Annotated in this window: 21 protein-coding genes and 1 riboswitch; of the genes, 15 read left to right on the top strand and 6 right to left on the bottom strand. The window is 55.4% G+C overall.

Features of this window, described 5'->3' with window-relative positions:
* Positions 1 to 59: 59 nt before the first annotated feature.
* A complete protein-coding gene (locus C812_RS12795; RefSeq protein ID WP_016313072.1) occupies positions 60 to 1,031 on the top strand; it encodes a LacI family DNA-binding transcriptional regulator in 972 nt (323 codons plus the stop codon).
* Positions 1,032 to 1,307: 276 nt separating this feature from the next.
* Here C812_RS12795 and C812_RS12790 read toward each other — a convergent pair whose 3' ends face one another.
* Genes C812_RS12790 through C812_RS12780 form a run of 3 tightly spaced genes read right to left on the bottom strand, consistent with a single transcriptional unit; the run spans position 1,308 to position 4,576 of the window.
* On the bottom strand, positions 1,308 to 2,405 hold the full coding sequence (locus tag C812_RS12790) for an ABC transporter permease (RefSeq protein ID WP_084770728.1): 1,098 nt from the start codon (positions 2,403 to 2,405) through the stop codon (positions 1,308 to 1,310).
* Positions 2,402 to 3,415 (bottom strand): ABC transporter ATP-binding protein, encoded by a 1,014-nt coding sequence (locus C812_RS12785; RefSeq protein ID WP_016313070.1) that lies wholly within the window; start codon positions 3,413 to 3,415, stop codon positions 2,402 to 2,404. The genes C812_RS12790 and C812_RS12785 overlap by 4 nt, the downstream gene beginning before the upstream one ends.
* Positions 3,416 to 3,418: 3 nt before the next feature.
* Positions 3,419 to 4,576, bottom strand: coding sequence for a COG1470 family protein (locus C812_RS12780; RefSeq protein ID WP_016313069.1), 1,158 nt, complete (start codon positions 4,574 to 4,576; stop codon positions 3,419 to 3,421).
* A 162-nt stretch (positions 4,577 to 4,738) separates the two neighbouring features.
* Between C812_RS12780 and C812_RS12775 the strand changes: the two genes are divergently transcribed.
* From C812_RS12775 to C812_RS12765, 3 genes are all read left to right on the top strand, one after another.
* Positions 4,739 to 5,347: an RNA polymerase sigma factor gene (locus C812_RS12775; protein ID WP_016313068.1), complete on the top strand. Its 609-nt coding sequence runs from the start codon at positions 4,739 to 4,741 to the stop codon at positions 5,345 to 5,347.
* Complete coding sequence (locus tag C812_RS12770; protein ID WP_016313067.1) at positions 5,325 to 6,326, top strand: anti-sigma factor; 1,002 nt, start codon at positions 5,325 to 5,327, stop codon at positions 6,324 to 6,326. Before C812_RS12775 ends, C812_RS12770 begins: the two co-directional genes overlap by 23 nt.
* Before the next feature lie 134 nt (positions 6,327 to 6,460).
* Complete coding sequence (locus C812_RS12765) at positions 6,461 to 7,243, top strand: MBL fold metallo-hydrolase (protein ID WP_016313066.1); 783 nt, start codon at positions 6,461 to 6,463, stop codon at positions 7,241 to 7,243.
* Between the two features lie 238 nt (positions 7,244 to 7,481).
* Here C812_RS12765 and C812_RS12760 read toward each other — a convergent pair whose 3' ends face one another.
* The 3 genes from C812_RS12760 to lplA are packed head-to-tail and all read right to left on the bottom strand — an operon-like array spanning position 7,482 to position 10,278.
* Positions 7,482 to 8,285: a Cof-type HAD-IIB family hydrolase gene (locus C812_RS12760; protein WP_016313065.1), complete on the bottom strand. Its 804-nt coding sequence runs from the start codon at positions 8,283 to 8,285 to the stop codon at positions 7,482 to 7,484.
* A gap of 27 nt (positions 8,286 to 8,312) precedes the next feature.
* Positions 8,313 to 9,284 (bottom strand): DMT family transporter, encoded by a 972-nt coding sequence (locus tag C812_RS12755; RefSeq protein WP_016313064.1) that lies wholly within the window; start codon positions 9,282 to 9,284, stop codon positions 8,313 to 8,315.
* On the bottom strand, positions 9,274 to 10,278 hold the full coding sequence (lplA, locus tag C812_RS12750; RefSeq protein WP_016313063.1) for a lipoate--protein ligase: 1,005 nt from the start codon (positions 10,276 to 10,278) through the stop codon (positions 9,274 to 9,276). Before lplA ends, C812_RS12755 begins: the two co-directional genes overlap by 11 nt.
* Before the next feature lie 228 nt (positions 10,279 to 10,506).
* On the opposite strand from lplA, the gene cobD reads away from it, so the two are divergent.
* The 11 genes from cobD to C812_RS12695 all read left to right on the top strand — a co-directional run bounded on the left by cobD (position 10,507) and on the right by C812_RS12695 (position 23,331).
* Positions 10,507 to 11,604 carry a threonine-phosphate decarboxylase CobD gene (gene cobD / locus C812_RS12745; protein WP_016313062.1) on the top strand — a complete coding sequence of 366 codons (1,098 nt, stop codon included), beginning with the start codon at positions 10,507 to 10,509 and terminating at the stop codon, positions 11,602 to 11,604.
* A gap of 25 nt (positions 11,605 to 11,629) precedes the next feature.
* Positions 11,630 to 12,391 carry an adenosylcobinamide amidohydrolase gene (locus C812_RS12740; protein WP_016313061.1) on the top strand — a complete coding sequence of 254 codons (762 nt, stop codon included), beginning with the start codon at positions 11,630 to 11,632 and terminating at the stop codon, positions 12,389 to 12,391.
* A complete protein-coding gene (gene cbiB, locus C812_RS12735) occupies positions 12,391 to 13,359 on the top strand; it encodes an adenosylcobinamide-phosphate synthase CbiB (RefSeq protein WP_036625404.1) in 969 nt (322 codons plus the stop codon). Before C812_RS12740 ends, cbiB begins: the two co-directional genes overlap by 1 nt.
* 38 nt (positions 13,360 to 13,397) lie before the next feature.
* Positions 13,398 to 14,084 carry a histidine phosphatase family protein gene (locus C812_RS12730; RefSeq protein ID WP_016313059.1) on the top strand — a complete coding sequence of 229 codons (687 nt, stop codon included), beginning with the start codon at positions 13,398 to 13,400 and terminating at the stop codon, positions 14,082 to 14,084.
* The gene (locus C812_RS12725; RefSeq protein WP_016313058.1) at positions 14,081 to 14,986 is read left to right on the top strand and encodes an MsnO8 family LLM class oxidoreductase; all 906 of its coding nucleotides are present in this window, start codon (positions 14,081 to 14,083) and stop codon (positions 14,984 to 14,986) included. Before C812_RS12730 ends, C812_RS12725 begins: the two co-directional genes overlap by 4 nt.
* 231 nt (positions 14,987 to 15,217) lie before the next feature.
* Positions 15,218 to 16,573 (top strand): extracellular solute-binding protein, encoded by a 1,356-nt coding sequence (locus C812_RS12720; protein WP_016313057.1) that lies wholly within the window; start codon positions 15,218 to 15,220, stop codon positions 16,571 to 16,573.
* A 128-nt stretch (positions 16,574 to 16,701) separates the two neighbouring features.
* Entirely contained in the window at positions 16,702 to 17,592 is an 891-nt protein-coding gene (locus tag C812_RS12715) for a carbohydrate ABC transporter permease (protein WP_016313056.1), read from the top strand.
* A 17-nt stretch (positions 17,593 to 17,609) separates the two neighbouring features.
* Positions 17,610 to 18,434, top strand: a complete 825-nt coding sequence (locus tag C812_RS12710; protein ID WP_016313055.1) for a carbohydrate ABC transporter permease — start codon at positions 17,610 to 17,612, stop codon at positions 18,432 to 18,434.
* Between the two features lie 77 nt (positions 18,435 to 18,511).
* Positions 18,512 to 20,284: a cache domain-containing sensor histidine kinase gene (locus tag C812_RS12705; protein WP_016313054.1), complete on the top strand. Its 1,773-nt coding sequence runs from the start codon at positions 18,512 to 18,514 to the stop codon at positions 20,282 to 20,284.
* On the top strand, positions 20,281 to 21,492 hold the full coding sequence (locus C812_RS12700; protein WP_016313053.1) for a response regulator: 1,212 nt from the start codon (positions 20,281 to 20,283) through the stop codon (positions 21,490 to 21,492). Before C812_RS12705 ends, C812_RS12700 begins: the two co-directional genes overlap by 4 nt.
* A 258-nt stretch (positions 21,493 to 21,750) precedes the next feature.
* A complete protein-coding gene (locus C812_RS12695) occupies positions 21,751 to 23,331 on the top strand; it encodes a methyl-accepting chemotaxis protein (RefSeq protein WP_016313052.1) in 1,581 nt (526 codons plus the stop codon).
* An 81-nt stretch (positions 23,332 to 23,412) separates the two neighbouring features.
* Positions 23,413 to 23,623: riboswitch (cobalamin riboswitch) on the top strand.
* Positions 23,624 to 23,646: the final 23 nt, after the last annotated feature.

Genomic DNA, 23,646 nt, shown 5'->3' with positions numbered 1-23,646 from the left:
AGAAACTCATCGTGATGGGAAGAACACTTTTTGAACTACCAATTAAGGGGAGTAATGTTGTGGTAAGCATTAAGGACATAGCCAAAAAAGCCGGAGTCTCCATCTCCACGGTATCCTATGCTCTAAATGGAAGCCCGAAAATTACCGACGAGACGACCGCAAGAATTTTGGCGATCGCGGAAGAACTGAATTATGTGCCCAATGCTGCCGCACGTTCCTTAAAAACCCGTGAATCGAAGATCATCGGCGTGTATTTGACCGACTTCAGCGGCGCTTTCTACGGCGACTTGTTGCAAGGCGTCAAAGAAGTGCTGAATCAAAAAGGGTACGACATGGTCGTATGCAGCGGCAAGCAGTCCCATCGACTGCTGCCTGAACGGATGGTCGACGGGGCGATTATTTTGGATGCCACGTTCTCCAGTCAGGAGCTGCTCAAATACGCTGACATTGGGCATAAAATCGTGGTGCTCGACCGCGAGCTCAACCACCCGAACATTAACCAGGTTCTGCTGGATAACAAGGCGGGAGCGACCTTGGCGGTCGAGCACTTGATCGAGTTGGGGCACCGCAAGCTGTATGTCGTTACAGGGCCCAAAGGTTCCTACGACTCGAAGCAGCGGTTAAAAGCAGTAAAGCAGACGGTTGCTCGTTTCGACGGGGTGGAGCTGACCGAAATTGAAGGGAACTTCAACAAGGACGCCGGCGAACGGGCGGCTGAGCAGATCCTTCGGGACGCGACCTCACCGGTGGGCGTATTTTGCCTGAACGACGAAATGGCGATAGGCCTCTACAATGCGGTGAAACAAACCGATTATGTGATCGGGAAAGACATCCACATTATTGGCTTCGATAATATCGAGTTAGCCGAATATACGGTGCCGCGTCTGGCGACGATCGACTATTCCAAACGGAAGTGGGGAGCGTTGGCATCCGAGCAGTTGTTGAAGGTACTGGCCGGGGAGCCGGTTGAGCATGAACGGGTGTACGTGACGTTGGTGAAGGGCGAATCCGTGGGCCAAGCGAGATCGTAAGGAGAGATAAGGGTATCATTTACCCTTATTTTTCATGTTAAGCGAAGAATCGGGCATATAACGGTAAAAAAGGGTCTTATTCTGCCCCAAACGAGCCGAAATCCCCCTTCAAAGCACTATCTGGCGAAAATAAGACCCTAAAATGGCCTTATTTTCCCGCAACAAGGGGTTAAGGCCGAAATAAGGCCATAAATGACCGCTATTTTGACAAGTGAATCACCGCGACGAAACCCAAAAGAAGCCGCTGATCCATCGAATCAGCGGCTTCTTCGTATTTTAGGCTCTCGACCGAACTTCCTGACGCATGAACAGGACGTAGGACAGGCCAAAGCAGATCATAGTGGCGGCCAGCAGACCGGTCAGCTGCGGCCAGATCAACAGCAGGCTCTGGCCCAGCGACAGCGGGCTGGCGATCGCCCCGACAAGCTGATCCATCGTCAGCGGCCCCAAGGCGCGAACGCCAGGGGAGAGCATTGTCGAGATCGTCTCCGAGAACAACTCTGTCGGGGACAGGCGATTCAACGTCAGCACGAGGTTCATCTGCCGCAGCTGCGCATCCGGTGCCGCCATTTGCGACACGGCCGTCGCGCTGTCGATCATATTGATGATCATGCCGTAGAAGATCGTAAAGAACAGCCAGATGGCGATGGACGACAGCGCTGAGGTGGCTGCCTGCCGGAAGCGGATGGAGAACAGGATCGACAAGCAAAGCCAGAAGCCGATGTAGACCACCGCAATCAGCAGGAAGATCAGGATGCGGGCGAATTCCTCTGGAGTTGGCGGATATCCGATCGTAAACAACCCGAGTCCCATCACCAGCAGCCCCAGCGAGAAGACCACGACCGCAATGATCACCAAAGCGGAAACGAATTTGGCCTTGATGAAGTCATCGCGGTAGATCGGCTGCGACAGCAGGCGCCCCAATGTGCCTTTGTTCCGTTCGGAATTGACGGCGTCGAACCCTAACGTGATTCCGATCAGCGGTCCCAACCAGGATAAGAAAGTAGAAAAAGAGGGAACCGCCAGTGCAGAACTGGTTAAGGTATACATCTTTAGGAACAGGAACGTATCGCCGGCCCCGCCGCTAGCGGAACTGCCGCCCGAACGAATCGCCGAGACAGCGGAATAGATCGAGCCGATGCAGGCCAGTACGATGATGCCCATCAGGATTCCAAAGCGCCAGCTGCTCAAGTGGTCGCCGATCTCCTTCTGAACCATCACCCAAAAAGAGGAAGACGAGCGCTCCCGCGGCGGATTCCCTTCTCCGCCGGGACGGAGCTCTGTCCACAGCTTGCGTGCCCGTTCCCGCCACTCATCCAGGCGCAGTTGCTCTTTGAAAGAACGGCTGGCTGCAGTTTTGTTTGGCTGCATCATGACTCACCCCTTTTTTCAAAATAGCGATGGTAAATATCGTCAAGTCCGTATTCCTTACGACGGATGTACACCAGCTCTGCGTCCTTCTGAATTACGGCCTCAGCAATTTGGGCGGTCAGGTCCCGTTCGCATACGACCGTTGCAGTTACGCCGCGTTCGAGCTCGTCGTCTCCTTGCTGCGGGTAACGGATGTCACGGACCCCCTCAATGCCAGAGATGTTGCGAGCTAACTCCTCCGTCCAGCCTTTGGCGCCAACCTCTATATAGACGTTACCGTCCGCATCCAACTGCTTGGACAAGGTGCGGATGTCACCGCAGGCAATTAACTTGCCTTGGACGAAAAGGCCAACCCGGTCGCAAATTTGCTGCACTTGATGCAGATGGTGCGAGGACAGCAGCACCGTCAGCTTCTCGTCGCGGCTGAGCGAAGAGATGAGGGCGAGCAGCTCCCGCACCCCTTCCGGGTCAATCCCCAGCGTCGGTTCGTCGAGGATGATGACCTCCGGATTTTTGATGAGGACGTCCGCCAGACCTAACCGTTGCCGCATCCCGCGGGAGAACGCGCCGACTTTCTTGCCGGCGTTGTCCGCAAGCCCGGTTTTCTCCAACAGGGCTTTGGCGCGCTGCAAGGCTTCTTGCTCCGATACGCCGTTCAGCCTTGCGGTATACACGAGATTATCCAGCGCTGTCCGATCCTCGTAGAACCCGACATCATCAGGCAGATAGCCAACCTTCCGCTTCACCTTCAGCGCCTCGCGCGTCGGGTCAAAGCCGCAAATCCGCGCCTGTCCCGAGGTGGGCTCGGTCAGCCCCAGCATCATCAGGATGGTTGTTGTTTTTCCCGCGCCATTGGGGCCAAGCAGTCCAAAGATTTCTCCGCGAGCGATGCTTAAGTTCAGATGGTCAACAGCGGTGGCTTCTCCGTATTTCTTCGTCAGCTGCACGAGTTCAATGACCGGACGTTCACCAGCAGCCGATGGGGTAGGTGTCATGCCGGTTTCCGTAACCATGGATTATCTTCTCCCATATTTCCGGAACAGGTAATAGATGCCTCCGCAAACGGCCAGTATGATGAGAACCCCCACCCATCCCCATAATACGGACGATTTGACGGTAACCCGCAGATCAGCGTTCGCGCTTTTGTTCGCGGAGGAGGCAGTCAGACTGACGACGTAGTCCCCTGGGAGCGATTTTTTGCTGGATTTAATGGTAGCTTGAACCTGCTTGCTTTCACCCGGCGCGATCGAGGTGATCGAGGAAGGCTCGAAGGACACCTCCCAATCCGTCGGAGCGGCCGAAGAGAAGGAGAGATCCTGCAGCTCAGCAGAGCCGGTATTTTGGACGACGAAGGTCAGTTTGCGTTCGGAGCCTGCTCCAACATCTGCGCTCAGCCGGTCATCTACCGTCGAAAATTTCATGTCGTACGTTCCCGTCACGACCGCTTCGATTTTGGCGTTAGCTGTGGTGTCCCCGCTTGTAGCCGAAATCGGAATTTCATACGTGCCGGCTTTGATTTGCTCCGGCGGCTTCACCTCAATCGTAATCGACTTCTCGGTGTTAGGTTCTACTTCAACCGAAGTGACGCTGTTGCCGTCCGCTTTGAAGCGAACATCCCAGCCTTGATCGGCTTGCGCGCTGAAGGCGTAGGTCTGCTTCTGCGTTGTTCGGTTGCGCAGTACTGCACTGTACGTAAACGTGGAGTCCGAATGGCCCTCCATGTTCGCTTGATCCAAGGTCAGTTCGGTTTTGAAGGTCCCTTGCTCGGAGACGTTCACGACCAGCGGCAGCGTTGCATCATCTGCTTTCAGATTAAACACGTACCGGCCTTTGTTAATTTGCAGCGGAACCTCAAGATCCAGGGTGAAGGATTGCGTTTCACCGGCTTTTACAGCCAACTTGGAAATCTCGCGTCCGCCGGCGGTGAGCTCATATTTCCAATCCTTGCTTTGCGTCTCCAGCGATAGATTGGCCGAAGCCGTACTGCCGCCATGGTTGATAAGGTCAATCGAATACGACACAGATTCGCCCGGTGCAGCGGACCATTCCAAATATGGCGTAAAGAGCTCCAACGAGCCCGCCGCCGAGGCTTTGCCGACCCCGGTTAAGGCACCGCTTAGGGTCGTGACCAGAATGAGCAGCATCAAGGCTGCTTTTCGATAGGTTTGAAGCATCTTTTGTACCCCCTAAGAAAAATAATGATGTTCATCAAGGGTACGCACGAAACCTCGTTTTGGATTTATGGATTATTAGAAATTTTTTTGGGGTTTTCAAGCGAATTCATTTTTGATAAAACGGGAGGTAAGAAGAGGAGAAATTTTGCGGGAGGGACAAGTATGGACCTGCAAAATGAAGAGATGACCAGGCAGCTTCGAGAGATGTGCAACGGTTCGGTCCGTGCATTTGATGCGTTCTATGCCTGTTATTCTCCTTTTGTCATGCAGGTGGCCGGCCGTCTGGTAGGGGAGCGGATGGAGGCCGAAGATATATGCCATGAGGTGTTTTTGGAGGTGTTGCGGCGGGGGCATGATTATGACCCGTCGCGCGGGTCCATCAAAGCCTGGCTGGCGGTGATGACCCGCAGCCGCAGTCTCGACCGATTGCGGCGCAAGGCGCGGCTGAAGTATCCGGGCGATGAGGCGCTGCGCCGGGATGCGGTGGACGAAGACAACTCCGGCGAGAACGAAGTCTTGTCCCGGCTGGAGCGGGAAGCGCTCCGCACAGCGATCTATACGCTGCCGGAGACGCAGAAGAAGGCGATTATGGGCTCTTACTTCGCCTTGCAAACTCAACGCGAAATGGCCGAAGCTTGGAGCGTTCCGATCGGCACCGTAAAGTCTTGGGTACGATACGGACTGAACAATTTGCGCAAGCAGCTGGAGAAGCAAGGTTGGGGAGAAACGCTGGAAGGAGGGAACGAGCATGAACGGGCAAAACAGCGATAAGGTAGGCAACATCGGCGGCCCAGGCAATGAGAAAGTCTGCATTCGGATGTACACCGAGCAGGAGTGGATTGATTGGTTGCTAGGAACGCTGGAGGAACCAAGGCACTCTGAAATGGCGATGCACCTGAATCACTGTAAAATCTGCCTAGAGCAGAAAACGTATTGGGAAAGCGTCCTTGGCCTTGCGAACGAGGACGGTTCAATGCCGGAGCTGAAGCAACCGGAGCATTCGGGGACTACGGTGATGGCAGAGCAACTGAAACTGCAGGACATGTCGGAGCTAGTGAGCGGATCGGCCCCAGGCAACCGGGCGTTACCTCCATATCCGGCGGCAGATCCGGAACAATCGCAATCACAACGGTATCAGCAAATCGTTCCTCCTTCCGTGCCGCGTCTGGACCTATGGGCAGATCTTGCCCCTTCCGTGCGGATCCGGCGCAGTCTGCGGAACCGGGTCAGATGGATTGGCTGGCGCCGCAGAGCGCTAAGGCTGTTCACGGTTCGTTGGAAGTGGACGGTATCGCTGGCGGCCATGCTGCTCGTCCTGGTCGGCATGGGGGTTGTCATCGATCACTTAAACCAGCCGGCCGCCAGCTGGGATCGCTATGTGCAAACCTATGAGCCCGAAGCGCTGCCGGTCCTGTCCAAGCCGGATACCATCTCTTATCCCATCGCTATGGGCCGCATGGAGCCGGAGAACGGCATGGTGTGGTACAATGCAGGTACGCGAGAGATGCTGATGCTGGTCGGCGGGCTCGTTCCGGATAAAGGACAGATGGTTCGCGTCTGGATCGTGAAGGAAGGAGCGCGCGACAGCCTAGGGTTGCTGCAATATCACAACAACCGGGCGCATCTCTACGTCAAGGATAAGACGCTGGGTTACGGCGACAGCCTGGAGCTGACGATTGAACCGGCCTATGGCACGCCGGAGATGAACGGATCTACCAATTCGATCTCGTTAGATTTGTTAGGGCGGTAATGCCAAGAATGCGAGATTTGGGAGGTTATATTTCCTAAATCTCGCTTTTTTTATATGAGAGTTGCGGTTTAGGGCCAGCCACGATACGCCGAATAACGAGATAAGCGGCTTGAGCAGAAAGGAGATACTTCAATATGGATCGGCTTGAATTTATCGGGACCGGGGATGCGATGGGTGTTCCTAGAGTGTATTGTGATTGTGAGGTGTGCGGAGAAGCCCGCAGCTCCGGCCTGAACCGGAGGTATCGCTCTTTAGTGGCAGTGGATGGGGATGAAGGCAACTTTCTGATCGATTGCGGACCGGATTGGCGGTCCGGCATGGAGCGGCGGGGACAGCGTTTTGCGGAGCAGATTCTGGTCACGCATGCCCATTTCGACCATATTGGCGGACTGCCTGAATGGGCCGATGCCTGCCGTTGGCTGGGGAGACGAGGACAGTTGTATGCGCCGCAGGAGGTGCTGGACACGATTCTTCGCCAATTCCCTTGGCTGTGCGGCCATTTGGATCTGCATGCGGTTGACGCTGAGGGCACTCACCTAGCCGGGTGGCAGATTTCTGCATGGAAAGTGTTCCACGGCAAAAACGGCTTTTCCTATGCCTATCGATTGGCGAAAAATGGCTTCACCTGGGCCTACTGCTCCGATTCCATCGCCTTGCCAGCGGATCAGAAACAGCCGTTGTTCGGTCTTGATCTGCTGGTGCTGGGCACAAGCTTCTATCACGAATTCGCAGAATTTTCGACTCGGTCGGTGTATGATGTGAAGGAGGCGCTGGAGCTGCTGAGCGAGGTTCGGCCGGCACGGACGGTGTTCACGCATCTGTCGCATGACATCGATCTGCGGCGCGATTATGGATTGCCAGAGGGCGTAGAATTTGCCACAACCGGAATGAGGGTGTCGTTGCAGAAGGAAAAGTAGAAGCGACACTGGCATGATGATATACGCGAAAAATCAAGTACATTTCACCGAAATGGAGTTCGTTTGGCCAATTGTATATGAAATTTCATGCTTATTCCCCCTATTTGGACGCAAATGCCCTAAATCTATATGAAAAATCGAGTAGATTTCGAGTTTTGGGCGTTAAACAGTAAATTGTACTCGAAATTTCAGCTATATTCATCGACAAGCGATAAAAAAACTAACTGGACGCATCCAGTTAGTTTTTTGCATTCAGCACAAACTTGTCGATTACATGTTTCACGCCGTCTTCGTTATTGCTTAACGTGACATAGTCAGCGATTTCCTTCAATGCAGGAATCGCATTGCCCATCGCCACGCCTAAGCCGGCTGCTTCGAGCATCTCATGGTCGTTCCAGGAGTCGCCGATGGCGATCGTTTCGGACAAGTCGCAGCCGAAATGGGCCGCCAGGAAGCGCAGGGCATGGCCCTTCGTGCCTTCCTTATGCATGATTTCCAGGAAGTTCGGCTTCGATTTGGTGATATGAACGCCGTCTCCCAGCAGCTCGCGCAGTTCCGGTGCGATTTGATCCAGGTAATCCGGTTCATCGATGATCAGCATTTTGGGCGTCGGCTGGGCGACCAACTTGGCAAAATCCGGCTCTACATAATACTTAGTCCGGTTCAGATTGGTGTAGTCGATCAGCTTCTGGTTCTCCTCTCGGGCGTACAGCTTATCATCGATGTACGTTTGCAGGTGCAGGTTGCGCTCGATGCAGTATTCGAACAGCTTGCGTGCTGCCTCCATGGGGACGTAACGCTCGTAGAGCACCTTTTCGTCCATCAGGTTTTTGACGAGCGCGCCTTGGTACGTAATAATCGGCACGTTCAGTCCCGTCTGACGGGCGATCGCTTGGGCAGAAGCGTAGGCGCGGCCGGTTGCCAGCGTGACTACAACGCCCTTGGCCACCGCTTGCTCCAACGCCTGCTGGGTTGCAGGGGTGACCTCTTTGTCATCATTAATTAACGTATCATCTATATCGATGGCAATCAGTTTATACATGGTTTCTCTCCTTTAGGGAAGATCTCTCTATCGAACCGTTCCGGGGGATTCCGATTCAACTCCACCCGATTTCAATTCCGCGAGCAACATGCCGCCCAGAATACATAAACAACCAAGCCCGGTGGCCCAGCCTAACCGCTCGCCGCCAAATAGCACCCCGGTCGCCGCAGCAAACACCGGTTCCATGGCGAAGATGACCGCGACCCGAGAAGGACTGGTGAATTTCTGGCATACAGTCTGGATCCAAAACGCAAATGCGCTGGTAGGCCCAATGGAAACGAGCAATGCCAGCCAAACTTCCGGCTGCATCAGTTGCCCGGCCGTTTCGCTCCAGGAAGCGCTGCGCTCGAACAAGAGCGAACCCGCTGCGCTGAGAACGCCCACAACCGCCATCTGCAACGAAGCTAAGGGCAATGCCGGATAATGGGGAGCAAAGACACCGGTATAAGCAACGTGCAGACCAAAGCCTACTGCGCACAAAAACACGAGCCCGTCTCCCAGGTTCAACACGAAGCCGGAACTGCCGGCAAACGCCAGCAGATAAAGCCCGGCGGCAGCGAGAAAGGCGCTGATCCAGGTGAAACGCGAAATTTGATGTTTTAACAGCCAATAGGACAAAAAAGGCACGATCACAACGGACAATCCGGTGATAAAACCGGCGTTGGAGGTTGAAGTATACAGCAAGCCAACCGTTTGAAACGTATAGCCAATAAACAGGAATAATCCCAGCAGCGCAGCATGCCCCAGCATACGCCAGGTGAGCAGCTTCCATTCCTGCCGGTAGAACACGCTGATGATCAGTGCGAGCAGCAGTGCTGCGCCGATAAAGCGGATGCCGTTAAAAGCCAGGGGCGGGAGCACTCGCACCGCATGCTGAACGATCAGAAAGGTACAGCCCCACATGAACGCCACGAACAGCAGCGCCATATCTGCCAGGCGGGTGCGGCTCGCGGCGTTTTTTTGCGTTAGGGTAGAAGTCGGATGATCGTCATTCTTCAAGGAAAATCAGCCCGATGAATTCGTCCAGCTCAATGTTGCCGAAATAGTGCTTCACGTCAACGCCGGTGAGCGCTTCCCGTACAGCCGAATCCTCATATTTTACGCCTCTCAGCTTGTCCTCGATATCAGCGACGTCGCCGACACCAAAGAAATCACCGTAAATCTTGATGTCCTGAATATGTCCGTCCTTGATGTTCATGCGCAAATCGATAATCCCGACAGGGAATTTCTTCGCATGCTTCACATTGCTCTCCGGCGACAAACCGTAATTCCAATCCCAGTTCTTGTAGCGTTGTGCGGAGATTTCATGGATTTTCGCCCAATCCGCTTCCGTCAGTTTATATTGAGGCACTTCATTTGGTTCCATGCCAAAAATATGCCGCAGCAGCTCTGCGCGGAACTCCTCGATCGTCATTTTGCGATCCAGGAAGTCAATGATGTTGGCCACCCGGCTGCGCACGGATTTGGTGCTCTTGGACTTGAATTTTTCCGGATTGGCGTTCAGTGCGGCTTGGACGTTGTCGAGGTTCAGATTAAACATCAGCGTACCGTGGCTGAACATGCGGCCCCGCGTAGCAAATTGAGCGTTACCGGAAATTTTCTTCTCCCCGACTTGAAGGTCGTTGCGTCCGGTCATTTCCGCATCTACGCCAAGGGATTTGAGCGCAGCGACCACCGGCTCGGTAAACTTGCGGAAGTTATGGAACGACTCGCCGTCATCTTTGGTGATAAAGCTAAAGTTCAAGTTCCCCAGGTCGTGGTAGACCGCACCGCCGCCAGAAAGACGACGAACGACTTGTACGCCGTTCTCCTTCACGTATTCCTGATTGATCTCCTCGATGGTGTTTTGGTGCTTGCCGATAATGATGGAAGGCGCGTTGATATAAAACAGCAAGTAGCTGTCGTCCTCCAGCGGTAAATGTCTTAAGGCATATTCTTCGATGGCCAAATTGACGGACGCATCGGTAATGCCTTCGTTATCGATAAACAGCATGGTTCTCCATCCTCCTATTTTGCGGCCGGATACCTGATTCTCAGGCCCCGGGATGTAGTCATACAAGCATACGATTTTATTGTAAACCAATTGGTGTCGAAACCAAAGGGGGAGCATCGTTTTTTGCGGAAAAAGAACGCCATGTCCTTCCTTGTTGACGGAAAAAGACGGGACAACGATAATGGGGACACCTGAACTTTTTTGAAGCGAAGAGAGGAATGACACTCTATGGAGTTGGAAGTATACGGACACGGCGGCGATCTGCTGACCGCTTCGGCCCGGTATGGCGTGGCGGCTGGAGAATGGACGGATTTTAGCGCGAACATTAATCCGTTGGGACCTCCGCCTGGACTGCTGGAGGCGCTGCGCGAGGCGTTGCCCGGCATTGTGCGGTATCCGGACCCGGGGCATCGCGGACTGGTCAAGCAGTTGAGCATGCACCTTCAAGTCGAGGAGGACATGCTGGTCATTGGTAACGGGGCGGCGGAAAATATGGCATTGGCGCTGCTTGGACTCACTCCGCAGAAGGTGGGGGTGGTGGAGCCTTGTTTTTCGGAATACCGTACGCTCTCGGAGCAGTTTGGCGCCCGGGTGCAGTCGGTGTTTGGAACGGAAGCGCGGGCGTTTAAAGCCGCACCGGAGGAAGTGGAGGAGTTGATTCAGAAGACGGATTTAGTCTTTATCGGTCAGCCCAACAATCCGAACGGTGTGCAATACAGCTTGGATGAACTGCGGCGGTTTGCTGCGGCCGGAGAGCAGTACGGCACGTATATCGTTATTGACGAAGCGTTTATCGACTTTATTCCGGAACCGGAGCGTCAGACATTGCTGCCGGAGCTTCGGAATAACTCGCATCTGATCTTGATTCGGTCGATGACGAAATTTTTTGCGATTCCGGGCCTTCGGCTCGGTTACGCGATCGCCCATCCGGACACGGCCCGGCGCATGAGGGACAAGCAGGTGACCTGGAGCGTCAACTCGTTGGCCTTGCTGGCGGGCGAGGTATGCTTGCGGGCAGATGCTTCGCATGAGCAGGCGACCCTTGAGTTGGTGAAGCGACAGCGTGACCTTATGCACAGCGAGCTGACGCGTCTTGGGTGTCAAACCTGGCCGGGCGAAGCGAACTTCCTGCTTGTGCGGCTGCCAGAGCCGTGGACGGCTGAATCGATGCAAACTGCGCTTGGTCGGCGCGGGGTGCTGGTGCGCAGCTGCGCGATGTATCCGGGGCTGACGAACCGGGATATCCGGCTGGCGGTGAAGGATGAGTCGGCCTGCCGCAAGCTGCTGCGGGAGCTAAATGACGTGATGGTTGATAGGATGGTCTAAGCCTAGGTGTGGGGAGGATGGAAAAATGAAGATAGAGATGCCTTTTATGGAGGCGCAGCCAGGTGAGGTTTATGTTTCTGAAGCCTGGCCGGGGTTGAAGCTGGCGTATGGAGAACGGCATTTGCTGCTGGAGGCGCCGGATGAGATGGACGGGCTGAGCAGCGCGGTGTTTGGCGGAGGAGCTGGGCGGCTGCGGCGGATGGTCAACATCTATGTCGACCGCCAATACCGCTGCGACGACCCGGCGCGAGACATTGCGGAGTTGCTGGAGCAATGGGAGTACCCGGCTGCTGGGACAGCGGGGCTGCTGACGGCGGTCCCGATGCGTTACGCCGCGGTGGCGGAGGAACGCGGCGAGGATTTCGCCGTCGTCTGCTGCGCGACGGCGGGGGCGTCGAACGCCGCGCGGGCGGGCGTTCGGCGGACGACGTTCCCGGCCTCCTGGTCGCCGGGAACGATTAATGTGCTGCTGGCCGTGGATGGGCGGCTGACGCCGGCGGCGATGGTCAACGCCGTGATGACGGCGACGGAGGCCAAGACGGCCGCGCTGGGCGATCTCGGCGTGCGGGACGCCGAGATCGGGCTGGCGGCCACCGGCACCACGACCGACGCGGTCGCGCTTGGCGTGAGTCAGCGGGCCGACTGGCCGCTGCTGCATGCCTACGCGGGCACCGCGACGGACCTGGGCGGCATGGTGGGCCGCCTGGTGTACGCCGCCGTTGAGGCGTCGCTGCGCGCAGCGGCTGCAGGCACCGGTACGGGCGCGAGCGCGGAGGCACGCCGATGATGGCGGCGTGGTGGGTGGTGCCGGTCGCGTATGCGCTCGACCGGATGCTCGGCGATCCGCGCTGGCTCCCCCACCCGGTGGTGGGGATCGGCAAGGCGATCGCCGCGCTCGAGGCGGCCATCCGCCGCCTCGTCCCGCCCCGCCGCTACCGCGCGGCGGGGGTGCTGCTGCCGCTGCTCGTAGCCGGCGGCAGCTTTGCCCTGACCTGGGCGCTGCTGCGCCTGCTGGCCCAGGTCAGCCCATGGCTGGCGGCCGCGGTGGAGGCCGCCCTCATCTGGACGACGATCGCCGCCAAAGGCTTGCGGGAAGCGGGCATGGACGTCGCCGGCCACCTGCTGCGCGGTGACCTGCCCGCTGCCCGCCGTGCGCTGGGCATGATCGTCGGACGCGACACGGCACACCTGGATGCGCCGGAGGTTACGCGCGGCGCCGTCGAGACCGTCGCCGAAAACATCGTCGACGCGGTGGTGTCGCCGCTTCTTTTTGCGCTGCTGGGCGGCGCCCCGCTGGCGATGGCCTACCGGGCGGTCAACACCCTCGATTCGATGGTCGGCTACAAGAACGACAAATACATCGATCTCGGCTGGGCCTCCGCCCGGTTAGACGACATCGCCAATTTCATTCCCGCCCGGCTGACGGCGCTATTGCTGTTCGCCGCAGCCTGGGCGTTGCGGCTGGATGCCCGCGGCGCTGCGCAGGCCGTGCGCCGCGATGCCCCCAAGCATCCGAGCCCGAACAGCGGCTATCCGGAGGCTGCGGTGGCCGGGGCGCTGGGCGTACGGCTCGGCGGAGAAAATTCGTACCACGGCGTCGTATCGTTCCGCGCCTACATGGGGGAGAAAACCCGCGAGATGGTGCCCGAGGACGTTGCCCGTACGGCCCGCTTGATGTTCTGGGTCGCAAATGCCACGGTGATCCTAGGAACGGGGATCTGGATGGCGATCACCGGGAATTGGGGTTGGATATAGGCTTTGAAGCGTGGACACGCTGGGGAGGTGGAAAGAGGATGGACGTGGAATGGTGGCTGGTACGCCACGGCCTGACGGCATGGAACACGGAACGCCGATATCAAGGCCATAGTGATCCCCCGCTGCTGCCAGGAGAGACGTCGGGTTTAACCGGACTGCGCCGGGAGCTGGAAGGGGTAAACTTTGCAGCGGTATATGCCAGTGATTTGCGGCGCTGCTTGGAAACATTGGCTTGGGCTCGTCCGGATCTGCGGGACAAGGTGCACATCGACCCCCGGCTGCGGGAAATGAACTTTGGCCAGTGGGAAGGACAAACCTATGAGATGCTGAAGGATGACGAGCGATACCGGGCTTGGATCGATAACCCGCAGGCGGTAACCCCGCCCGGCGGCGAATCGTGGCAGGCTTTTCAGTCCCGTCTATCGGGGGTATGCGGAGACCTGCTGGCGCGGTCAGGTGCTGTGAAGGAGACGGTCTCTGGCGTCCTAGGCCGGGTTAGCGATCAACCTGCGGAGCCTCTTGCCCCAAAGGTGACGCAGCAGCTCTCCACATCAGTGCAAGAACCATGGCGTCTGCTGATCGTCACCCACGGCGGTGTCATCTCACTGCTTTGTTCGCTGCTCATGCCCGGTCTCAGGTTTTGGGACACCCGTATTGGGCCGGGCGGGGTTCAACGTTTGTATTTTCAAGGGAAAGAAGATGGAGAAGGGGGGAAAGGAAGTTGAAGCTAAGTTTGCTGGATTTCGTACCTAAGCTTCCGGGGACGTCGGCGGAGGAGGCGGTCCAACAAGCAATCCGTTTGGCTCGGGAGGCGGAAGCCCTGGGTTATCATCGCTATTGGACGTCGGAGCATCACGGGATGGAAGGGCTGGCCAGCGCAGCGCCGGAGGTACTGCTGTCTGCCATTGGAGCCGCGACCCGTCGGATTCGTCTCGGCTCCGGTGCCGTATTGCTGCCGCATTACAGTCCGCTGAAGGTTGCAGAAAGCTTCCGGCTGCTGTCGGCCTTGTATCCAGGGCGAGTGGACCTTGGCATCGGAAGAGCTCCCGGCGGGGAGGCGCAGGTGACGATGGCTTTGAGCGGCAATTTTCTGGAACGGGTCGGCCGCTATCCGCAGCTGGCTAAAGATCTGGCGGACCTGCTGGCGGATGAATATCGCTACGACGATCATCCCGTGATAGCTCGGCCGATCCCTAAACTTTCGCCGGAGCTATGGATGCTGGGCACCAATGTGAAAAGCGCCACGTACGCCGCCGAGCTCGGAACGGGCTATGTTTTTGGCCAGTTTATGAGCGACAGCAACGGAGCAGAGATCCTGCGCTCGTATCGGGAAGCCTTCCGCCCCTCCGTTCATCTAGCGAAGCCGTCAACGATTCTGGCGGTGGGGCTGATTTGCGCGGAGAGCGAAGAACATGCACAAGCGTTGGCGGCAAAGACAGGGGAAGGGTACCGCAATCGCGGCGGAGCACCTTTTCAATGGTTTGCGGGGACAGCCTCGCAAGCCCGCGAGTATCTGCTGGACCTGCAAAACCAGTGCGGAAACGACGAGTTCCTGATCGTATCCCCGATCCCCGATTATGAGGAGCGGCTGCATTCCTATCGGCTGGTGGCTGAGTTAGGTATATAATCCCGAGAAGCGGTCTCCCAAGCCCCCCAAACCCGCTCCAACCTAACCATACACAAGTTCCCCTTGGCAACCCGAAAATCGGCTAAGGGGTTTTTCATTTTCCTGAGGAAGGAAACAAGGGGAAATTTACACACCTAAAAAAAACCAACCGGATCCCTGAAGTTCGCGCCTTGTTGAAAGCGCTTAAAGGCATAATAATGGTTTTATCCTAAACACAGGGGGCATGATTTAATGTTCAATAAGAAGCATTGGAAGAGAACATCCGCCATCGCTTTAACCGCCGCGTTGGCGCTGAGTTTGTCGGCGTGCGGAGGCGGCGGGGCGAAGAACGACGCGGCGGCGAACGAGCCGGCCGGCAACGGGGCAACGAGCGGGAGCGGCGGCGAGAAAATCACCATCACGTTCCAAAATATTTACCCGGACCCGGCAACCCCGTCCTATAAAACGATCCATGCGCTGGTCGAAGAGTATGAAGCGGCGCATCCCAACATCCATATCGAGCTCGACACGCTGAATACCGACCAGCAGAAAATCAAGCTAAAAACGCAAGCAGCCTCCAAAGAGGTTCCGGATATTACGATCGTGAATCCGGCGGCGCAAATGAAACCGTTCGTGGACGCCGGCCTGCTGGCGCCGCTGAACGACATGTTGGATCAAAACGGGCTGAAAGACACGTACCAAGAGGGGCTGCTTGATTATTACAGCTTCGACGGCAACGTTTATGCATTGCCAGACGGCAACAACATCGAGGTCGTTTACTATAACAAAGAACTGTTCGAGCAAGCCGGCATCACGAAAGTCCCGGAAACGTTCGACGAATTCCTGGCTGACGTGAAGATTTTCAAAGAAAAAGGCATCACGCCGCTGGCGATCGGGGAGAAGGATTCCTGGACCGGTTCGTTCCTGTTCATGAACATTCTGCTTCGTACAAACGGCGGCCCAGGCTTCCTGCAGGACGTCATGGACGGAAAGAAAACGTTCGAAGATCCGGCCTTCATCGAAGCTGTTGACAAGTTCCAAGAGCTGGTGCAAGCCGGTGCCTTCCCGGACGGCGCAACTTCGATTGACGCTACGGCAGGCGGCAACATCTTCAAATCCGGTCAAGCGGCTATGTGGGTCATCGGTTCTTGGGAAACCGGGGCCATCGACGCTTCGTCCGTTGCAGGTAAAGTGGGAGCGTTCCCGTTCCCGACGGTTAACGGCAAAGGAGACCCCAATGAGTTTATGCTAGCGCCGGGCAGTGCGTTCGCGGTATCGGCGAACAGCGAGCATTTGCAAGAAACGAAGGATTTCTTGAACTTCTTTGCGCTGAACTTCCCGAAGAAGCAATTTGAGAACAAAAACGCGGTTGGCCTTGGTCAAAAAGTTGACGGTGACCTGAAAGCCGCAGGCTACTCTGATCTGGCGATCGAAGTTGCTGAATTGTTCAACAAAGTGAAGGGCGGCGACCTGGCGTTCGACAATACGATGAACCCGGCAACAGCGCAAGTCCACCTCAGCAGCATCCAAAACTTGTTCGTGCAGCAAGTGGATTCCGCTCAAGTGGCCAAAGAGCATCAAACCGCCTATGAAGCCAACAAGCAGTAATTCCTTGAGCCAATAACCCTACCTGATCTTTTTACAAAAAGTTACCTTTCCATCGATGCGAAGTAGCCCTTAACAGCATTCGTGCTAGAGCGCTTCTTCGCATCGCATTTCTATTGGGGGGCGGAGAGATGAAAGTACTGAAGGTGCCCGCACGCACAATAGCCGTCTTCGTATTGCCTTGTCTGTTGTTGTATGTGTGCTTGGTGTTTGTTCCGATACTCGTGTCGTTTGGGACCAGCCTGTTGAACTGGGACGGGATCACCACCCCGAAGTTTACGGGGCTGTCCAATTTCCGGGATATGTTCTGGAACGACCCGGTCTTCTGGCCGTCGGTCCGGAGAACGCTGCTTTATGCGGTAGCCTCCATGCTGGAGATTCCGCTTTGCTTGTTTTTTGCTATATTGCTTAGCCGTTATTTGAAAAAGGGGAATACGCTGGCGTCGATCTATTTTACGCCGGTCATTTTATCGGTTGTTATTATCGGACAACTCTGGAAAACGATCTATAACCCGACCTCGATGGGCGGCATGCTGAACGGCGTGCTGATCGCCTTAGGTCTGGACAGTTGGACGCATAATTGGCTGACTGAGCCGAAAATCGCAATGTACAGTCTGTATTTCGTGTCACTGTGGCAGTATTTCGGCTATCATTTGCTCATTCAATATACCGGGGTGCAGAACATTCCGGATGAAATCTATGAAGCTGCAAAAATCGACGGGGCGGAAGGGTTCAAAGCAGACCGTTACATCACGATGCCGCTGATCGTCCCGATCTTCAAAATATCGATCGTCCTGGCGTTTATCGGCTCGTTGCAGGCGTTCGACCTTGTGATGGTCATGACGGCCGGCGGCCCGGCGCACGCCACCGACGTCATCTCCACGCATATGTACAACAGCTCGTTTCTGTCTTTGAAATACGGGTACGGCAGCGCGATCGCTACGTTCCTGGTTCTGTTGTGCCTCACATGCACGGCGATCATCAATTCCATCTTCAACAAGCTTGAGCGCAAATACAGCTAGCAAAGGAGGCGAGGTTCATGCGAAAAGTCAAAAAAGGAATCGTCTACGTGCTGTTTGCGATTCCGGTCGTTACCCAGCTGTACCCGCTGTTATGGTTGCTGCTGTATTCCTTGAAGACGAATGAGGAGATTATGGGCGGGAGCTTCTTCGCCTTGCCGAAAGAGCTGCAGTGGCACAACTATCAAGACGCCTACGAGTCGGGGAGCTATTTGAAATATTTATCCAACAGCGTGATCGTTACCGGGATCACCATGATCTGCGTCATTCTGCTCAGCTCGATGGTGGCGTATGCGATTTCGCGGTTCCGCTGGCGGTATGGGAACATGGTCATGACCATCTTTTTGATGGGGATGATGATTCCAATGCAGGCTACGCTGTTGCCGTTGATGGTGATTTTCAAAAACGTTGATATTCTCAACACGCATCTGTCGCTGATTTTGCCGTATATCGCTTTTTCCACTCCGATCTCGGTCTTTATCCTTAGCGGGTTCATGAAGAGCATTCCGGCGGAGATCGAGGAATCAGCATTTATCGACGGAGCGAGCATTTATCGGATCTTCCGCAGCATTATTTTGCCGGTGTCCGTTCCGCCGATGATGACGGTTTGTATTTTAACGTTTATCACGATTTGGAACGAATATATCTTGGCTGCTACGTTCATTTCGTCGGAGCGACTGAAGACGCTGCCGTTTGGGGTGTATACGTTCGTCAGCCAATATTCCGTGAACTACGGGGCCATCGGCGCTTTCCTGGTCATGGGTGCGCTGCCGGTCATTTTGATCTATTTCTTCCTGTCCAACCAAATTACGAAAGGAATGGTAGCCGGGGCAGTAAAAGGGTAAAGATTGCGCTTGCAAAATAAGTAAGCCATCTTATAATGAAGGAGCAGCAGGACACGGGGTTGGGAGGGAGAAAACAGTTGCGAAACAGCTTTCATTCCATAAACCATCGGTTGTTTTTGCTGTTTCTTTTTTGTATGTCGGGCATTTTGCTGATCGTCAGCGTGCTCTACTACAGCCGGACGACTGAGCAATATCACGAGAAAATTAGTGACCTATCGCAGAAAAACGTAGCTCAAACCGTCGGGCTGTTTAGCCTGCTTTATGAAGGGTACGACAGCTTGTCGAAGTCGATCACCAACAATTTTGAAATGATCCGCCTGCTGAACGAAAAAACCGACGAGCCGGCGGTTGCCTATATTAACGAACAATCGATTACGAACATTATTGGAGCGATCTTTTATTCCCGTGACGATTTGGTGGGCATTCACGTCATTACCAACCGAGGGAAGATATACAACTACGGCAACTCGATGAATGTGCTGGATCCTTCTTATCCCGAGGAGGATTGGTATCACCAGCTCCGCAATTCATCCGGGAAACTGGTATGGTTGGGCGTCTATTCCCATTCGCTGATCGATTTGGCCGAGGACAGCCCGGTGTTTGCCTTTGGCCGGCAAATTTACGATTTAAACGAGCATAAACCGATAGGCATTGTGCTTTACGAGGTGAACCCGGGGCCGGTGCTGGATGCTTTGGATAATCTCAAGCTGGGCGAGCATAGCGAGGTCTATCTCGTCAATCAGCAGGGCCAGGTGGTCTCTTCATTATCCGAACCGCCACCGGTGCTGGAAGACCTTCCGAAGCTGGATGCGGCTCACAGCTTGGTTGTGGAGCAGGAGGATTCGGGAATTACGGTGGCGTCTCGCCTGCCTTTTTCCGATTGGTCCGTGGTCAGCGTGACACCTCGACAGGACTTGAACGTTGAGCTGGTGGAGACGAAGCGGTATTTGCTGATCGTTATTTCGATTCTGATCATCGTCTCGGCTGTCGTCGCCAGCATCGTATCGCGAACCATTGCGAATCCGCTGAAGAAGCTGATCCGCGAGATGAGGCAGGTGGAGATGGGGAACTTCCGCGGGATGGTGAACGTCTCCTCCTACCAGGAGATTAATATTCTCGTCGCCTCGTTTAACCGAATGGTCAGCCGGATCGAAGAACTGATTGAGCGGGTGAAGATTTCTTCGGTCAGCGAGAAGAACGCCGAGCTGCATGCGCTGCAGTCGCAGGTGAATCCGCATTTTTTGTACAACACGCTGGATATGATTTATTGGATGCTTGATGAGAAAGAGAACGACCGGTTAGGCGAGCTCGTCTTATCGCTGTCTTCGATGTTTCGCTACAGCAGTGAGTGGAAGGATGGAGCCAAGGTTACGCTGCGCGAAGAGCTGGAGCAGATTAACCATTATTTGACGATTATTTTGATCCGGCTGGAGGGCCGACTTCGGGTGGAGAAAACCATCGATGAACGCTGGCTGGACATTCGGCTGCCAAAGATGACCGTTCAGCCGATTATCGAAAACGCAGTGAAGTATGGATTAGAATCGCTCAAACGCCAAGGTGTGCTTAAGTTATATACCCAAGAGGTTGGAGATGTGCTGAAAATCGTGGTGGAGGATAACGGCAACGGGATGACGGCCGAGCGGCTAGCTTGGTTGAAGCAGTCGATCAATTGCCCGATCCCGAAAGTATCCGGCACGGGCAGCAGCGGCATAGGGCTGCAAAATTTGCACCGCCGTCTTCAACATATGTTCGGTGAACGTTACGGTCTGGAGATCGAAAGCATTCCTGATCAAGGAACCAGGGTAGCCGTCGTGCTGCCGCTTCCGATGGAGGGGGACGTTGCAACATGAATATTTTGATTGCGGATGATGAACGGGCGATTCGCGAAGGCATTAAGCGAACGATCAACCGGATTTATCCGGAGTATGGGGTTGAACTGGCTGAAGGGGCAGAGGAAGCCGCGAAGCTGATGGGCGAGAAGCGATTCGACATTGTGCTCACTGATATTTTGATGCCGGGTATGAACGGACTGGAATTTATGCGGATTTCGAAACGCCGATTTCCTCGGGTGAAGTGGGTGGTGATCTCTGCGCACAGCGAATTCGCCTATGCCCAGGAGGCGGTGCGGCTGGGGGCCCGCGATTACTTGCTGAAGCCGATTGGGAAAACGCGCCTGCAGGAAATTATCAGCACCCTGGCCGCAGAGGTTCGCGAGGAAAGCGAGCAGACGAAGGAAGAGGAGCTCTTAAAAGCCAATCTGAAATATTTGCGCGAGGGCGTATTTCAGCGATTAGCCTCGGGTCTGGATATCGGGAACCTGGATTTGACGCCGTTTATGGAGGACTATCAAAGCTTTTATTTGATGATGGTTCAGATGGATGCTGGGGACAAAAACGTGCGGCTGGAGCATTTTATCGTCGAAAATGTGTTGTCCGAACTGATTGAGCGCCACGGCCGAGGGTTTGTCGTGAGCTATGACCGCCAAAGCCTGCTGGGTCTGATCACGCCGCGGGAGCCGGAGCGGATCGAACGGTTTCAGGAGGAAGTGAAGGCGCATTTGAAGCACTATTTGAAGGTGCCTTTTCAAATCGTGCATTCAGGCTTAAACAACGATTTCAAGTCGGTGCCGCAGGTGGTCATGCGCATGAAACAGGCTTCCGATTCGCCGGTTGCCTTGCTGGATCCGCCGAAGGGCAGCGGGGAGAAAGCGATCGAAGTTGCCCTCCAATATATCAAGGAGCACTACAATGAGGAGCTTTCTTTGGAAAAGGTCGCTTCCGTCGTCTTCCTGAACCCGGCGTATTTCAGCCAGCTGTTTAAGCAGAAGGTGGGACTCGGCTACAAGGAATACGTAACCTCGCTCCGTCTGGAGCAAGCGAAGCAGCTGCTGCTGAACCCGAAGCTGAAGGTCGGAGAGATTGCAGAGTACCTCGGCTATCAGGACATCCGCCATTTCGCGCAGATGTTTCGTAAGAAGTATCATGTCACGCCGAATGAATACCGGCAGCAGCAGAATATTAACATCTTGCTGGCCAGCAGCGGCAAGCGGAGTAAGTAGGGAAGAGCGTTCTGTTCTGGTGTACAATGGGAGAATGAACGAATAGACGAGAGAGGATGCCGCAAGATTGCACCCAAGATATAGGATGGTATGGGTTGTTCAAAGAGGAATGTGACGTGTTGTGTTACATTCCTCTTTCTTATTTACAGAATTCCGTCGATTATTTGCACCCAACTTCGGAATGCCTAAATTTTTCCTTTCTATACCTTTAGTCCTATTTTATAATGTTAGCAAAATTTACATATCAGGGGTGGGCATATGAAACGAAACGTTGGGTTGGGAAGACTTGCCGTTTGGTTTAGCTGCGGCTTTACGGTGATCTTGGCCGTCTGTGCGATATGGGCAAAGACGCCGTGGTATATCCCCTGCCTTGCGGTAGTTACTTTCCTCAGTTTAGGAGTTGCGCTGTTCTTTGAACCCGGCTGGCGGGCAGCTTCGGGAGGCGGGGCGCTGGGGAACAAGCGCTCTGCCTTGGGGACAAGTGAACCCCCGCAAGCAGAAACCGATTGGACGGCGGTATTTAACGAATCGCTGGTGGCGGCGGATCGATTGCAGGCGGCGGTTGGTGAAGTGAGCGAGAGCCTCGAGCAGCTGCAACGATTAGCCGATACCGCAGCGGCCGAGGATCAGAAGCTGAAGCAAAGCAGCGAGCGTTCGCTGGAACAGGTGCAGGAGAGTCTGGCGGCGATGGAAGAGGTGGCAGCCTCGGCCTCTCAAATCCATGACGCCGCCGGGCATCTGCTTGCCCGCAGTGAGAATACCCGAGCAGAGGCCATGCGCATGGCGGGAGCGCTGGAGACCGTAGACGGCACCATTCGTGCTTTGGCGCAGTCCCAAGAGTTGATCGAGAGGCCGATGGAGGATTTGGAGGGGAATACTCGGAAGCTGGGGGTATTGTATCGGAGCCTGGAGGAAATTGCATCGGAGGTCGCGTTGCTGGCGTTAAATGCATCGATCGAGGCGGCCCGGTTAGGTGAGCAGGGGAAAGGGTTTGACGTTGTCGCCGTGCGCATGCGCCAGTTGGCGGATCAAAGCACCGAGGCGATCACTTCCTCCGCGCCGTTATTTCAGCAGATCGCTGTAGATGTTGAGCGTGTGAAGTCCACGCTGAAAGAGGGACGGGCCTCGGCCCTGGAAGGCATATCGTTAATGAAACGGATGGGGGAGGACATCCGGTTGATTGCGGATGAAGTAGCCGAGGTGAACGGGCTCGTTGCCGAAGCGGGACGGCGAAGCGGGGAACAAGCCGAGCTGACGCGAAACATGGAGGCGATGCTGAGCGAGGTGCATGAAGCGCTGAATCGGAGCATCATCCATGTGGAGGGGGCGCTGACTCGGATGGAGTCGGAGCGCGAGCATATCTCCAAGCTGCAGACGGTGGTCGTGGGCTTGGATCGGGCCCAGGGCGAACTGATGGTATCGTTGAAGTCCGTCCATTCCGGGACGGATTCAGTTGCCGGGGGCGAGGACGCAGCGGCCCTTGGACAAGCCTATGCCCGAATACTGCTGGAGGTGGCTAAAGAACCGGGGTTTCACTTGCTGGAGCCGGCTGGTCACCGAGCTGCCTTGGAGCAGCTGTTAGCTGCAGAGCCGGGCCTGGAAGCGGCCTGGTCCAACCGCCAGGACGGATCTTTTATCATGTCCATTCCGGAAGCCGGCTTGCTCAACGCTAAAGGACGGGACTGGTTCCGTCGGGCGCTGGCCGGAGAGACGGTCGTCTCCGAAGTGTATATCTCCGCGATCACCAAGCGGCGTTGCCTGACGCTGGCCGTGCCGATTGTCCGGGAAGGCGAAGTCCTCGGCGTCCTGGGCGCCGATTTGTCTTTAGAACAGGGTTGAACGAAGGAATAGCAGATTTCATTATTGTCAGCCTTCCGCTTTTCCCCTATAATCCAAGAGAGAAGAAAGCCTTAAGACAAGCGTACAATTTGTGCCCGTAGGTCCTGGAGCAACGGTGAAGCATGCCGCAGCGCTTCGGGTTAAAAGGGAAGCCGGTGTAAATCCGGCACGGTCCCGCCACTGTAAACAGGGACGAGCTCATGATGCCACTGTCGCCCGCGAAGGGAGATGGGAAGGCGAGTTGTCGTCGATACCTGGAAGTCAGGAGACCTGCCACGGGAATTCAAGACGGTCCTTCGAGGAAAGGATAACGTT

The sequence above is a fragment of the Paenibacillus barengoltzii G22 genome (genome assembly GCF_000403375.2).
GTDB lineage: Bacteria > Bacillota > Bacilli > Paenibacillales > Paenibacillaceae > Fontibacillus > Fontibacillus barengoltzii.
This window is presented reverse-complemented; position numbering and strand designations above follow the sequence as displayed.

Bases quoted from the DNA above. Each gene is read 5' to 3' on its own strand.
- C812_RS12785 (WP_016313070.1), bottom strand. From the start codon at position 3,415: ATGGTTACGGAAACCGGCATGACACCTACCCCATCGGCTGCTGGTGAA.
- C812_RS12765 (WP_016313066.1), top strand. From the start codon at position 6,461: ATGGATCGGCTTGAATTTATCGGGACCGGGGATGCGATGGGTGTTCCT.
- C812_RS12790 (WP_084770728.1), bottom strand. From the start codon at position 2,405: ATGATGCAGCCAAACAAAACTGCAGCCAGCCGTTCTTTCAAAGAGCAA.
- cbiB (WP_036625404.1), top strand. From the start codon at position 12,391: ATGGCGGCGTGGTGGGTGGTGCCGGTCGCGTATGCGCTCGACCGGATG.
- C812_RS12740 (WP_016313061.1), top strand. From the start codon at position 11,630: ATGAAGATAGAGATGCCTTTTATGGAGGCGCAGCCAGGTGAGGTTTAT.
- C812_RS12770 (WP_016313067.1), top strand. From the start codon at position 5,325: ATGAACGGGCAAAACAGCGATAAGGTAGGCAACATCGGCGGCCCAGGC.
- C812_RS12695 (WP_016313052.1), top strand. From the start codon at position 21,751: ATGAAACGAAACGTTGGGTTGGGAAGACTTGCCGTTTGGTTTAGCTGC.
- lplA (WP_016313063.1), bottom strand. From the start codon at position 10,278: ATGCTGTTTATCGATAACGAAGGCATTACCGATGCGTCCGTCAATTTG.
- C812_RS12700 (WP_016313053.1), top strand. From the start codon at position 20,281: ATGAATATTTTGATTGCGGATGATGAACGGGCGATTCGCGAAGGCATT.
- C812_RS12720 (WP_016313057.1), top strand. From the start codon at position 15,218: ATGTTCAATAAGAAGCATTGGAAGAGAACATCCGCCATCGCTTTAACC.
- C812_RS12730 (WP_016313059.1), top strand. From the start codon at position 13,398: ATGGACGTGGAATGGTGGCTGGTACGCCACGGCCTGACGGCATGGAAC.
- C812_RS12710 (WP_016313055.1), top strand. From the start codon at position 17,610: ATGCGAAAAGTCAAAAAAGGAATCGTCTACGTGCTGTTTGCGATTCCG.
- C812_RS12775 (WP_016313068.1), top strand. From the start codon at position 4,739: ATGGACCTGCAAAATGAAGAGATGACCAGGCAGCTTCGAGAGATGTGC.
- C812_RS12780 (WP_016313069.1), bottom strand. From the start codon at position 4,576: ATGCTTCAAACCTATCGAAAAGCAGCCTTGATGCTGCTCATTCTGGTC.
- C812_RS12760 (WP_016313065.1), bottom strand. From the start codon at position 8,285: ATGTATAAACTGATTGCCATCGATATAGATGATACGTTAATTAATGAT.
- C812_RS12715 (WP_016313056.1), top strand. From the start codon at position 16,702: ATGAAAGTACTGAAGGTGCCCGCACGCACAATAGCCGTCTTCGTATTG.
- cobD (WP_016313062.1), top strand. From the start codon at position 10,507: ATGGAGTTGGAAGTATACGGACACGGCGGCGATCTGCTGACCGCTTCG.